The organism is Limnospira fusiformis SAG 85.79, assembly GCF_012516315.1.
In the GTDB taxonomy this organism is placed as follows: Bacteria; Cyanobacteriota; Cyanobacteriia; order Cyanobacteriales; family Microcoleaceae; genus Limnospira; species Limnospira fusiformis.
This window is the reverse complement of the sequence record NZ_CP051185.1, coordinates 4,349,619-4,362,077: the sequence shown is the minus strand read 5'-3', so window position 1 is coordinate 4,362,077 and position 12,459 is coordinate 4,349,619. Positions and strand designations below refer to the sequence as shown.

At 43.9% G+C, this 12,459-nt stretch carries 12 protein-coding genes and 1 pseudogene; 9 read left to right on the top strand and 4 right to left on the bottom strand.

What is annotated here, in order from left to right; genetic code table 11:
- Window positions 1–10: 10 nt before the first annotated feature.
- From HFV01_RS20410 to HFV01_RS20395, 4 genes and pseudogenes are all read right to left on the bottom strand, one after another.
- A complete protein-coding gene (locus tag HFV01_RS20410) occupies window positions 11–2,956 on the bottom strand; it encodes a CHAT domain-containing tetratricopeptide repeat protein (RefSeq protein WP_193520342.1) in 2,946 nt (981 codons plus the stop codon).
- 154 nt (window positions 2,957–3,110) lie between these two features.
- A complete protein-coding gene (locus tag HFV01_RS20405) occupies window positions 3,111–3,236 on the bottom strand; it encodes a CHAT domain-containing protein (protein ID WP_006670715.1) in 126 nt (41 codons plus the stop codon).
- 19 nt (window positions 3,237–3,255) lie between these two features.
- A pseudogene (locus HFV01_RS20400) lies at window positions 3,256–4,226 on the bottom strand (tetratricopeptide repeat protein); the annotation flags it as partial.
- 188 nt (window positions 4,227–4,414) lie between these two features.
- Window positions 4,415–5,611 (bottom strand): caspase family protein, encoded by a 1,197-nt coding sequence (locus HFV01_RS20395; RefSeq protein WP_006621060.1) that lies wholly within the window; start codon window positions 5,609–5,611, stop codon window positions 4,415–4,417.
- 566 nt (window positions 5,612–6,177) lie between these two features.
- Between HFV01_RS20395 and HFV01_RS20390 the strand changes: the two genes are divergently transcribed.
- The 9 genes from HFV01_RS20390 to HFV01_RS20350 all read left to right on the top strand — a co-directional run bounded on the left by HFV01_RS20390 (window position 6,178) and on the right by HFV01_RS20350 (window position 12,455).
- Window positions 6,178–6,405 carry a DUF3285 domain-containing protein gene (locus HFV01_RS20390; RefSeq protein WP_006621058.1) on the top strand — a complete coding sequence of 76 codons (228 nt, stop codon included), beginning with the start codon at window positions 6,178–6,180 and terminating at the stop codon, window positions 6,403–6,405.
- Window positions 6,406–6,412: 7 nt separating this feature from the next.
- A complete protein-coding gene (gene ybeY, locus HFV01_RS20385; RefSeq protein WP_008054319.1) occupies window positions 6,413–6,994 on the top strand; it encodes an rRNA maturation RNase YbeY in 582 nt (193 codons plus the stop codon).
- 82 nt (window positions 6,995–7,076) lie between these two features.
- On the top strand, window positions 7,077–7,589 hold the full coding sequence (locus HFV01_RS20380; protein WP_008054318.1) for a diacylglycerol kinase family protein: 513 nt from the start codon (window positions 7,077–7,079) through the stop codon (window positions 7,587–7,589).
- A gap of 3 nt (window positions 7,590–7,592) precedes the next feature.
- Window positions 7,593–8,201, top strand: coding sequence for an anthranilate synthase component II (locus HFV01_RS20375; RefSeq protein ID WP_006621055.1), 609 nt, complete (start codon window positions 7,593–7,595; stop codon window positions 8,199–8,201).
- Between the two features lie 46 nt (window positions 8,202–8,247).
- Window positions 8,248–9,054 carry an MBL fold metallo-hydrolase gene (locus HFV01_RS20370; RefSeq protein ID WP_046321040.1) on the top strand — a complete coding sequence of 269 codons (807 nt, stop codon included), beginning with the start codon at window positions 8,248–8,250 and terminating at the stop codon, window positions 9,052–9,054.
- 430 nt (window positions 9,055–9,484) lie between these two features.
- The gene (locus HFV01_RS20365; protein WP_006621053.1) at window positions 9,485–10,039 is read left to right on the top strand and encodes a DUF29 domain-containing protein; all 555 of its coding nucleotides are present in this window, start codon (window positions 9,485–9,487) and stop codon (window positions 10,037–10,039) included.
- A 125-nt stretch (window positions 10,040–10,164) separates the two neighbouring features.
- Complete coding sequence (locus HFV01_RS20360) at window positions 10,165–10,719, top strand: DUF29 domain-containing protein (RefSeq protein WP_318285833.1); 555 nt, start codon at window positions 10,165–10,167, stop codon at window positions 10,717–10,719.
- 125 nt (window positions 10,720–10,844) lie between these two features.
- The gene (locus tag HFV01_RS20355; RefSeq protein WP_006621053.1) at window positions 10,845–11,399 is read left to right on the top strand and encodes a DUF29 domain-containing protein; all 555 of its coding nucleotides are present in this window, start codon (window positions 10,845–10,847) and stop codon (window positions 11,397–11,399) included.
- A 450-nt stretch (window positions 11,400–11,849) separates the two neighbouring features.
- A complete protein-coding gene (locus HFV01_RS20350) occupies window positions 11,850–12,455 on the top strand; it encodes a fasciclin domain-containing protein (protein ID WP_193520341.1) in 606 nt (201 codons plus the stop codon).
- The last annotated feature ends 4 nt before the right edge of the window (window positions 12,456–12,459 follow it).

Below are 12,459 nucleotides of genomic sequence, written 5' to 3'. Positions count from 1 at the left end.
GCTGTATTAATTACCGCCAATCTCCTTGAATAGTAAACGCACCCCAATAATAGGGAGACTGCCATTGACCCGAATTCCACATCTCTAATTGTGCTTGTCTTAAAGCTATAATGGGCGGTTGATTCTCATTCAACATCTGCTGATAAAACCTCGTCATTAACTGGGAAGTCGCCAAATCATTCACATTCCATAAACTCACCACCACTCGCCGCGCTCCTGCATACATAAAACCGCGAGTTAAACCCACTAATCCCTCTCCCCTCACTTCCCGACCTAAACCAGTCTGACAGGCGCTTAATACCACTAATTCGGCGGGTAAATTTAGGTTAAATATATCATTTAACCGCAAAAAGCCATTATCCGATTCTCCCTGGGGATTAAATAATGATAACACTAATCCTGATAATTCCGGGTTGACTGGATGAATTAACCCATGAGTGGCGAAGTGGATGATTTGATATTGCGATAAATTGGGGTGAGTCGCTAGGTAGCGGGAAGCCTCAAAATCTAAGGCTTTGATTCTTTCATTTTCCGGGAATAATTCCGCGATATTTTGGGCTTCCAATCGGCTATATTCTAAACGGTTTAACTGGGGGGCTGTATCTCCTAAACCTAAACTTCTGGTCGCCCTAGCTAAGGCTAAATTATCTAAGCTGGGAGGGTTATTTTCGGAGGATATTTGAGAATTTAAGCGCGGGTCGTTGGATTCAAAAATCGGGTCAGCAATCACCGCAACAGCTTTGGCAGCCGTCGGTCGATTGGCTAATTGTTCTCGTTGATTAGCAATGAGAGTAGCTGAGGAAGCGGTGACGATTTCATGTTCGACTAATAGGGGGGTATCGGGTTGAGAAGGTATGGGTAAAGCGGCAAAGGGAATGAATTGTAAAATCCCATCTGCGACTATCAATAACCGTTGATTATTCAGTTGATTAACTACGGGAGCAATCAAGATTTCACTCAGGGCTAATCCCTGTGCTACTGTGGTGGTATTATCAAGGTTAATCGCTTCTCGATAGGGGGTAGCTACGGCTTCGATTTCGGTTGAGTTGGGCAGAATATAGCTGGTGATACTATCCTTAGTCACCGCCCAGAGAAAACTGCGTTCTTCTCCTAGGTAATATTGTAACAGCAAGGTATCATCATCAAGTACCTGTTGCTGCACTTGTTCTAAGTTGAGAGGTTGGGGATATTGCAGGTTAGCATAGTTGGGACTGACTACCCTAATTTGGGTTTGTAGTTGATTGAGTTGATTAATGAGAGATTGGGATTGAGTTGTAAGTGCATCGATTTGTGCTGTGGTAAATTGACCCCGGGTGAGTTCATGGCGTTGATGTTCTATGGCATTGTGTTGTTGTATTAGGCTTTGTTCCTGCTGCAAAAGTTGGGGGTCTACGCCTTCACGAATATTCGCACCAGCCTCGGCGAGAAGTTCCAAAAGGCGGCGGGCGCGAGAACGTTCGCTGGCGTGAAAAGCGAGGGCATCATATCCTTTTTGGGGGTTTTGTTGATGCAGTTCCATTAACAATTCAATATATAATTGATAACGGTCTTGAACGGTGGAGAAAAAGGTTTGGCGGAGTTCGCCGGGAGGGGCTAGGCTGCGGAGTTCTTCAGTTAAGTTAATCGCCTTTTCCATATTAACCAGGGCTTCGGTGAGTTCGCCTTGGGAACGTTGGAGAGAAGCCATATTGGTGAGAGTAGTAGCTTCCCCCCCTCTATCCTCCACAGCCCTTCTTAGGGGTAAAGCTTGGTTGTAGTAGTCTAGGGCTGTTTGTTTTTCTCCCAGGTCGGAGTACACACGGCCAATATTGGTGAGAGTAGCAGCTCCCCCCCCTCTATCCCCCACAGCCCTTACTAGGGGTAAAGCTTGGTTGTAGTAGTCTAGGGCTGTTTGTTTTTCTCCCAGGGAGGAGTACACAGCGCCAATATTGTTGAGAGTAGCAGCTTCCCCCCGTCTATCCTCCACAGCCCTTGATAGGGGTAAAGCTTGGTTGTAGTAGTCTAGGGCTGTTTGTTTTTCTCCCAGGGAGGAGTACACACCGCCAATATTGTTGAGAGTAGCAGCTTCCCCCCGTCTATCCCCCACAGCCCTGAATAGGGGTAAAGCTTGGTTGTAGTAGTCTAGGGCTGTTTGTTTTTCTCCCAGGGAGTAGTACACAACGCCAATACCGGTGAGAGTAGTAGCTTCCCCCCCTCTATCCCCCACAGCCCTTGATAGGGGTAAAGATTGGTTGTAGTAGTCTAGGGCTGTTTGTTTTTCTCCCAGGTCGGAGTACACAACGCCAATACCGGTGAGAGTAGTAGCTTCCCCCCCTCTATCCCCCACAGCCCTTCTTAGGGGTAAAGCTTGGTTAAGGTAGTCTAGGGCTGTTTGTTTTTCTCCCAGGGAGTCGTACACAAGGCCAATATTGTTGAGAGTAGTAGCTTCCCCCCCTCTATCCTCCACAGCCCTTACTAGGGGTAAAGCTTGGTTGTAGTAGTCTAGGGCTGTTTGTTTTTCTCCCAGGGAGTCGTACACAAGGCCAATATTGTTGAGAGTAGTAGCTTCCCCCCCTCTATCCTCCACAGCCCGATACAGGGGTAAAGCTTGGTTGTAGTAGTCTAGGGCTGTTTGTTTTTCTCCTAATAAATCATTAATTCTCCCCATACCCAGCAGGGTGACGGCTTCATTTCCCTTATCCCTAGCAGCGCGATAGAGTTCGCGGGCGGCTTGCAACTTTTCTAGGGCTTCTCGTAATGATTCGGCGGTTCCTTGTTGAAATAGTATGAATCCCTCATTTAACAATCTATCCGCTTCAGAATTACTGCTATTTTGGGCGATAATTATAGGCGTTGGTTGAGGGGATGATGAATTGGTTTTTAGCTGTGATGAGGTCGCCAAGACTGACTCCCCTAGCATCACGGATAATGTGGCTGTTATCAATCCTATTTCGATGAGTTGCTGTGGTTTAATCATGGGTTTATTTCTTGATTTTTGCAGACAATTTATGGGTAAGCAAAAGCTAAAAAATCTGGGTTGATTTGAGTCAGTCAATCCCCGCAAATTGAGCCATAATGTGGGGTTTCGTTCCTCAACCCAACCTCCGAATAAAGCTGGGTGGCTGTATTAATTACCGCCAATCTCCTTGAATAGTAAACGCACCCCAATAATAGGGAGACTGCCATTGACCGGAATTCCACATCTCTAATTGTGCTTGTCTTAAAGCTATAATGGGCGGTTGATTCTCATTCAACATCTGCTGATAAAACCTCGTCAGCTTGGTTGTAGTAGTCTAGGGCTGTTTGTTTTTCTCCCAGGGAGTCGTACACACGGCCAATATTGTTGAGAGTACCAGCTTCCCCCCGTCTATCCCCCACAGCCCTGAATAGGGGTAAAGCTTGGTTGTAGTAGTCTAGGGCTGTTTGTTTTTCTCCCAGGTCGGAGTACACATGGCCAATATTGTTGAGAGTAGTAGCGTCCACCCGTCTATCCCCCACAGCCCTTAATAGGGGTAAAGCTTGGTTGTAGTAGTCTAGGGCTGTTTGTTTTTCTCCCAGGTCGGAGTACACACCGCCAATATTGGTGAGAGTTCTCGCTTCCCCCCGTCTATCCTCCACAGCCCGATACAGGGGTAAAGCTTGGTTGTAGTAGTCTAGGGCTGTTTGTTTTTCTCCCAGGGAGTCATACACAAGGCCAATATTGTTGAGAGTAGTAGCTTCCCCCCTCTATCCCCCACAGCCCTTAATAGGGGTAAAGCTTGGTTGTAGTAGTCTAGGGCTGTTTGTTTTTCTCCCAGGTCGGAGTACACACCGCCAATATTGTTGAGAGTAGTAGCTTCCCCCCCTCTATCCTCCACAGCCCTGAATAGGGGTAAAGCTTGGTTAAGGTAGTCTAGGGCTGTTTGTTTTTCTCCTAATAAATCATTAATTCTCCCCATACCTACCAGGGTGAAGGCTTCATTTCCCTTATCCCCAGCAGCGCGATAGAGTTCGCGGGCGGCTTGCAACTTTTCTAGGGCTTCTCGTAATGATTCGGCGGTTCCTTGTTGAAATAGTATGAATCCCTCATTTAACAATCTATCCGCTTCAGAATTACTGCTATTTTGGGCGATAATTATAGGCGTTGGTTGAGGGGATGATGAATTGGTTTTTAGCTGTGATGAGGTCGCCAGGACTGACTCCCCTAGCATCACGGATAATGTCGCTGTTATCAATCCTATTTCGATGAGTTGCTGTGGTTTAATCATGGGTTTATTTCTTGATTTTTGCAGACAATTTATGGGTAAGCAAAAGCTAAAAAATCTGGGTTGATTTGAGTCAGTCAATCCCCGCAAATTGAGCCATAATGTGGGGTTTCGTTCCTCAACCCAACCTCCGAATAAAGCTGGGTGAGGGCGAGAGGGGGGATAATGGATAAATGAAAGTTATAAGTCTATTAACCTCCCTGATGCAATAGGGTTCCTACCGTTACTGGTTCCTGGATTTCGGCTTGGGCTACTATGCCATTCCGGTCAATTATTCGGACTTTTCCTGTACTATTTACCCCGGTTAAGATTGTGCCACTGCTGACATTTCGTAAATCAATCCCCCCTAACCATAATTGGGCGTTACTGCCACTTACCTGGGTGACAACGGCTTGGGCGGGTGGGTTCGGATTATTGATAAAATAGGGAGTTTGGAGTTGATAACCACTACCTACTTTGACTTCATAACGGGGCTGTTGATAGAAGTTTTTGGGAATTTCGGGGATGATTTTGGTAAATAGCTGTTGTATATTACTATCCGAATTCCACATATAATGGGTTAATAAATAACTAAATAAGCCGCAGTCAAAACCATTAACATTCACTTCCCGCGCTAGTTGATGGGGGGCTGTGGCTGATAATACTACGCCTTTGGCAACTCCGGTGCGGTAGCCGTTAACAAATTCTTCTGGGGACATATTTAAGCGTGATAACCACTGCTGCTGATAGCTTCTTTCATAGTCGGAAACTAGGACGTTTTGACCACCATCACGAGACCGGACTCGCGCTTCTCTGGTGGCACCTCCGGCAAAACAACTGTCTAATACAACGGTGACGTTTTCGGTCTGTAAGGCGGACATTAATAAAAATAAGGTATGCCCCATAATGTCTTTGACGCTTCCTGGTGCGTTAGGATATCCAGGGGGTAAGTCGCCATCAACGGGAACAAAGGTGCCGTTGAGTTGTTGGGTACTTCCCACTTCTCGGAGAATGGGTTGGGGGTCAAAAATGCGAGAACCATGCCCAGAATAGTGATAAACTACGACATCTCCGGGTTTGGCTTGTTTGATTAAGTATTCTTCAAAGGCGGTTAAAATGCCGTCTCTGGTGGCTTGTTTGTCTTCTAATATGTAGATGTCTTGGGGGTGGAAACCAAAGCGGTGAATCAGTAATTCTCGCTGTAAATAGATGTCGTTGACACAGCCGATTAAGGGCTGTGTGGAATAGCTGTTAATTCCTACGAGTAAGGCGAGTTTGCGGGAGGTACTCTGGGCTAAGACTTGGCGATGGCGTTGGGTTTTTCGGTGAAATAAAACGGGGTCAATTCCTAGGGTGGCTAGGGCTGCGCCTAAGAATTGCAGAAAGTGACGGCGAGTGGAATTACTCATATTTTTACCTCGGAGATTTCCAGAAATTGAGATGAATACAGCCGGAAAATAGCACTAAACGTTACCCTATATCCCCAAACCTCAATTAATTATTAATTATTAATTATTAATTATTAATAATTAATTTTAGGGGCGGGTTCCTTCCCCAAGACTTGATGAATAAACCCGCCCTACGGTCTCGGCTGAGAAACGGGGTTTCTTGGACGGGTTTCTTGACTGATGGGGGAGAAACCTGGCTATAATGAACATTGTAGCCGGATAATTCCTCTGTTAATTCTCAATTTACCACGATTAATAAACCCGCCCTAGGGTTTCGGCTGAGAAACGGGGTTTCTTGACTTCTGGGGGAGAAAGCGGGTTTCTTTACGGACGATATGGGGGTGGTGCTGAATTCCTCACGACTTTATGAATAAACCCGCCTTACCCCACCGGGGAATTAGTTTTGGTGGTGGGAACTCGATAATGAGGGTCTGGGGGGTAGGTGGGGGTATCGCCGGAGTTGTGAAATTCTGAATATGGCTTACAATTGATGGCAAGTTACTAATTGAATGTTTTAACCCTAGACCATGACTAACCCGACTACTACGAATGAAACTACTAACCCAGAAACTCCGGTTTCGCCTGAAACTACTAACCCAGAAACTCGGGTTTCGGCGACTGAAGGGCAACCGAGTTATGTGAAACTGGCAATGCGGAATATGGTTAGGAAAGGTTCAAAATCACTATTTCACTTTTTCTTGACTACTGTGGGTCTCATTGGCTTGCTGGTGGGTCTCGCCTATCTTACCCGTTAAAGATTAAATGCTGTTGGGGGGTGAGAAGGTGCAGTTAGAAGTTAATATTGAAGATAATTTCTGGTGGGGGAAAGAGGGAGAGTCTCTGCGCTTGGGGGAACTGGCGGAAAAGGCGATCGCACCAGAAACCTGGGAATCATGGTTTTGTCAGTGGTTACAACAACTTGATCCGTATTTACCCCCGGCTAAGGGATATGAACTTAGTCTGCGTTTGACGGACGATAGGGAAATACAGGAGTTTAACGCCCAATATAGGCAGTTAGACGAGGCTACAGATGTACTATCCTTCGCGGCGCTAGAAACCAGCCTTGTGATGCCAGCAGAACACCTCTCATTGCATCCCTGCTATCTTGGGGATATAATAATTTCAGTGGAAACAGCATTTAGACAGGCACAACAGGCAGGGCATAATCTTACAACCGAGTTAGCATGGTTGACCAGTCATGGCCTATTACACCTACTGGGGTGGGACCATCCCGACGATCGCAGTTTAACTCGAATGTTGGATCAGCAAAAAGCCCTATTACAGACGGTTAACCTGCAAATTGGTTCAGGTTACGCCTGGGAGTCGGAAGAAAATCTGAACTAAGCCGCGATTGTGCTACATTGCACCCAGAATTGATCAGAAATCCTGATATTCCTAGAGAATGCTGATTTAAGGATACCCAACCATGAAAGCTAAAAAAAACTCTGTTTCGGCACTTCCCACCCCATTAGGTCCTCGGTCTGTCAACTACGCCTATATTCCCACCACCCCAGAGACGAAAACCGCTAACCACCGAGTATCTCAGTCTTGGGCGATCGCCAATAACCTATTGGTTAGCTTTAAATACGCCTGGAATGGTGTGGCTTACGCATTCAGGACCCAGCGCAACTTTCGCATTCATACAGCCATAGGGACTTTAGCGGTCAGTCTCGGTTTCTGGTTGCATCTTAGCTTTGTAGAAATTGCTATTATTGGTTTAACTATCAGCGCGGTCATGGCTTTGGAATTGTTGAACACAGCCATTGAGTCGGTAGTTGATTTAACGGTAGGAAAGTCGTATCATGAATTGGCACGCATTGCTAAGGACTGCGCGGCGGGGGCTGTGTTAATCTCGTCTTTGGCAGCTTTATTAGTGGCGGGAGTGCTGATTTTACCAGCTTTGTTAACGGCAACTCAACTGTGGCTGCAAGGAGTATAGACATTGATAATCGTCATTGATAACTATGATAGTTTCACCTATAACCTGGTGCAATATTTAGGAGAATTAGGGGCAGAAAATCCGGTAGGCGATCGCATAGAAGTTTACCGAAACGATGGCATCACCGTTGAAGAAATTAGACATAAAAAACCCGATGGTTTAGTCATTTCTCCCGGTCCCGGTCGCCCAGAAGATGCCGGAATTTCCCTAGCCATTATCCGAGAATTAGGTAAAACCTTACCGATTTTAGGGGTATGTCTCGGACATCAAAGCATCGGTCAAGCCTTCGGTGCGAAGATTATCTCAGCCCCAGAGTTGATGCACGGGAAAACCTCCCCCATTCATCATAACGGCAAGGGGGTATTTCACGATTTAGAGAACCCCTTTACCGCGACGCGCTATCATAGTTTAGTCATAGACTCCCAAACCTGTCCACCGGTGCTAGAAGTGACCGCCTGGGTGGATGATGGTACAATTATGGGAGTTCAACACCGCCATTATTCCCATATTCAGGGTGTGCAATTTCACCCGGAAAGCATCTTGACAACGGCTGGGAAAACCTTAATTAAGAACTTCCTAAAGAGTTGTCGGTTAATGGCAGTAGAAAGCTAATCAATTAGCGGTAAATTTTCGGTAATATTTGGGTCATATAATTGCTATGAAACGGCGACAGTTTATCCACCTAGCTAAAACCAGTGCTATAGTTACCTTGGCTGCGGGATTTGGTGCGCGGTGGCAGGTTTCCCAAGCGCAGACACCCAGTGAATCTAACTTGACTATTCGCTGGCTTGGACATACGAGTTTTCTGTTTACTGGGGATGGTTTGCGGATACTGGTAAATCCGTTTCGACAAATTGGATGTACCGCCGGATTTGGTAGCCCGAAAATAGAGACTGACCTGGTGTTAATTAGCAGTCGGTTACTTGATGAAGGGTCGATTGATGGGTTTCCCAATAATCCGGCGCTATTACATGAACCGGGAGTTTATCAATTTCAAGGAACCCAAATTCAAGGTATTCGCACTATTAAAGACCGTGAAAGAGGTCGCAGGTTTGGTCAGAATGTCGCCTGGTTATGGACTCAGGGTGGTATCAGAATTCTGCACATGGGAGGGTTAGCCGGACCTATTAATATTGAAGAAAGGATTTTGATTGGTCGCCCCGACTTGTTGTTAATTCCTGTGGGTGGAGGTCCGAAGGCTTATACTCCGACGGAAGCGGCGGCGGTAATTGCTTCCCTCAACCCTAGATTAGTGATTCCCACCCACTATAAAACTCTGGCTGCAGACGTGAATAACTGCGATTTGGTTCCGGTTGATAATTTCCTTGATGTGATGACTAATGCAACTATTAGGAATGTTAATAGCGACACTTTAACGTTGACTCGCAGCCAGCTTAATGATGATGGTTTGACTATTGGGGTGATGAGCTATAATTTTAATAGTTCGGCATCAATTAATAATTAATAATTAACAATTAATAATTAATAATTGTCGGGGCGGGTTCTGCTGCTAATTCTCATCCTCAATTAATAATTAATAATTAACAATTAATAATTAATAATTGTCGGGGCGGGTTCTGCTGCTAATTCTCATCCTCAATTAATAATTAATAATTAACAATTAATAATTAATAATTGTCGGGGCGGGTTCTGCTGGCAATTCTCATCCTCAATTAATAATTAATAATTAACAATTAATAATTAATAATTGTCGGGGCGGGTTCTGCTGGCAATTCTCATCCTCAATTAATAATTAATAATTAACAATTAATAATTAATAATTGTCGGGGCGGGTTCTGCTGGCAATTCTCATCCTCAATTAATAATTAATAATTAACAATTAATAATTAATAATTGTCGGGGCGGGTTCTGCTGGCAATTCTCGTCCTCACGACTTGATTAATAAACCCGCCCGCCCTCACCAGAAAGCGGCTTCGGAATGTGGTTTATGGTTTGATAAACTTCTAGGCGGGTTGAGCGATCGCCAAGGATATGGGTATTCTATGAAAACACCAAATAATTTATATGAGGAAGATTTTTACCTCTGGACACAAATCACGGCTGAACAGTTAAAAGAAAATCAATTTACTCAAGTTGATGTCGCCAATTTGATTGAAGAAATTGAAAGTATGGGAAGAAATGAAAAACGGGAATTAAAAAGCCGTTTAATTGTGTTGTTAATGCACTTATTAAAATGGCACTATCAACCCACAAAACGCAGTGAGAGTTGGCGCAGCACCATTACAGAACAACGGATTTGTATTGAAGGTTTGTTAGAAGACAGTCCCAGCTTGAAACCTCTACTTACAGAAGTATTTAAAGATTGTTATCAAAAAGCACGTATAAAAGCGTCGGATGAAACAGGGATTAAGTTAAATTTTTTGCCAAAGGAGTCACCCTTTAGTTTAGAGGAAACTTTGGAATCTAGCTATCTTGATGATGAAAGATAATACAGCCTATATTAATAATTTTCGGGACGGTTTCTGCTGGCAATTCTCATCCTCAATTATTAATTATTAATTATTAATTATTAATTGTCGGGGCGGGTTCTGCTGGCAATTCTCGTCCTCACGACTTGATTAATAAACCCGCCCGCCCTCACCAGAAAGCGGCTTCGGAATGTGGTTTATGGTTTGATAAACTTCTAGGCGGGTTGAGCGATCGCCAAGGATATGGGTATTCTATGAAAACACCAAATAATTTATATGAGGAAGATTTTTACCTCTGGACACAAATCACGGCTGAACAGTTAAAAGAAAATCAATTTACTCAAGTTGATGTCGCCCATTTGATTGAAGAAATTGAAAGTATGGGAAGAAATGAAAAACGGGAATTAAAAAGCCGTTTAATTGTGTTGTTAATGCACTTATTAAAATGGCACTATCAACCCACAAAACGCAGTGAGAGTTGGCGCAGCACCATTACAGAACAACGCATTTGTATTGAAGGTTTGTTAGAAGACAGTCCCAGCTTGAAACCTCTACTTACAGAAGTATTTAAAGATTGTTATCAAAAAGCACGTATAAAAGCGTCGGATGAAACAGGGATTAAGTTAAATTTTTTGCCAAAGGAGTCACCCTTTAGTTTAGAGGAAACTTTGGAATCTAGCTATCTTGATGATGAAAGATAATACAGCCTATATTAATAATTTTCGGGACGGTTTCTGCTGGCAATTATCATCCTCAATTATTAATTATTAATTATTAATTATTAATTGTAGGGGCGGGTTCTGCTGGCAATTCTCATCCTCACGACTTGATTAATAAACCCGCCCGCCCTCACCAGAAAGCGGCTTCGGAATGTGGTTTATGGTTTGATAAACTTCTAGGCGGGTTGAGCGATCGCCAAGGATATGGGTATTCTATGAAAACACCAAATAATTTATATGAGGAAGATTTTTACCTCTGGACACAAATCACGGCTGAACAGTTAAAAGAAAATCAATTTACTCAAGTTGATGTCGCCAATTTGATTGAAGAAATTGAAAGTATGGGAAGAAATGAAAAACGGGAATTAAAAAGCCGTTTAATTGTGTTGTTAATGCACTTATTAAAATGGCACTATCAACCCACAAAACGCAGTGAGAGTTGGCGCAGCACCATTACAGAACAACGGATTTGTATTGAAGGTTTGTTAGAAGACAGTCCCAGCTTGAAACCTCTACTTACAGAAGTATTTAAAGATTGTTATCAAAAAGCACGTATAAAAGCGTCGGATGAAACAGGGATTAAGTTAAATTTTTTGCCAAAGGAGTCACCCTTTAGTTTAGAGGAAACTTTGGAATCTAGCTATCTTGATGATGAAAGATAATACAGCCTATATTAATAATTTTCGGGACGGTTTCTGCTGGCAATTATCATCCTCAATTATTAATTATTAATTATTAATTATTAATTGTCGGGGCGGGTTCTGCTGGCAATTCTCATCCTCACGACTTGATTAATCAACTCGCCCTACCTGACAGACTCTGGGGACGGACGTTAATAACTGCGATTTTGTTCCCGTTGATAATTTCCTTGATGTGATGACTAATGCAACGATTAGGAATGTTAATAGCGACACCTTAACGTTGACTTGCAGCCAGGTTAATGATGATGGGTTGACTATGGCGGGTAATGGGCTATAATTATGATATTTCCGCTAATCGTGGAGATTTTTGGGGGAGGGTGTAGACGATTATCCCTGACCGGGGAAATAATTGTGGTAATTATGACTAGGATGGATTAATCAACTATCAGCTTCATTGGGGAGTGAAAAAACATGGCTATCTTTAGTGGTACGAATTATCTGGGTAAAATTGCTATGTCTCTGGGAATGGGAATGATTCTCAGTATGTCGGTGGGAACTGGGAGGGCGATCGCCGAAAGTTCCCCAGAATTGCAGTTGGGCTGGGAATCAGACCAGCGGGCGGAATTTGCCCAATTTCCAAGCGATCGCGTCAGACGGGCGGTTAATCAAAATGTGATGAATTTACTGCTAAATGATGGCCGTTTTAGTACCCTAGCCACGGTTTTAAGACTGACGGGATTAATGGATGTTCTCCGCCAAGAGGGTGTATTTACTATCTTAGCCCCCACAGATGAAGCCTTTTCTAAACTTCCCAGGACGGTTTTAGAAAACCTCCTCAAAGGTAATAATATCGAACAGTTAATTAGGATTATGAGGTATGATGGAGATGACAGTGATGCCATCACCTCGGAGGAGTTAATATATAGATATTTGGCAACTCAGGAAAATTTGTCGATTCCGGTGGAGGTGGGTTCGGAGACTATCACAGTTGAAGGGTCCCATAGTATGGATGCCGATATTCAGACAGAAAATGCCTTGATTCATGTCATTGAGCAATTAATTATTTTGACCAAATAATCGG

What these genes read in the sequence shown, in the direction of transcription:
- HFV01_RS20410 (WP_193520342.1), bottom strand. Translation starts at nt 2,956, where the DNA reads ATGATTAAACCACAGCAACTCATCGAAATAGGATTGATAACAGCCACA.
- HFV01_RS20405 (WP_006670715.1), bottom strand. Translation starts at nt 3,236, where the DNA reads ATGTTGAATGAGAATCAACCGCCCATTATAGCTTTAAGACAAGCACAA.
- HFV01_RS20395 (WP_006621060.1), bottom strand. Translation starts at nt 5,611, where the DNA reads ATGAGTAATTCCACTCGCCGTCACTTTCTGCAATTCTTAGGCGCAGCC.
- HFV01_RS20390 (WP_006621058.1), top strand. Translation starts at nt 6,178, where the DNA reads ATGACTAACCCGACTACTACGAATGAAACTACTAACCCAGAAACTCCG.
- ybeY (WP_008054319.1), top strand. Translation starts at nt 6,413, where the DNA reads ATGCTGTTGGGGGGTGAGAAGGTGCAGTTAGAAGTTAATATTGAAGAT.
- HFV01_RS20380 (WP_008054318.1), top strand. Translation starts at nt 7,077, where the DNA reads ATGAAAGCTAAAAAAAACTCTGTTTCGGCACTTCCCACCCCATTAGGT.
- HFV01_RS20370 (WP_046321040.1), top strand. Translation starts at nt 8,248, where the DNA reads ATGAAACGGCGACAGTTTATCCACCTAGCTAAAACCAGTGCTATAGTT.
- HFV01_RS20350 (WP_193520341.1), top strand. Translation starts at nt 11,850, where the DNA reads ATGGCTATCTTTAGTGGTACGAATTATCTGGGTAAAATTGCTATGTCT.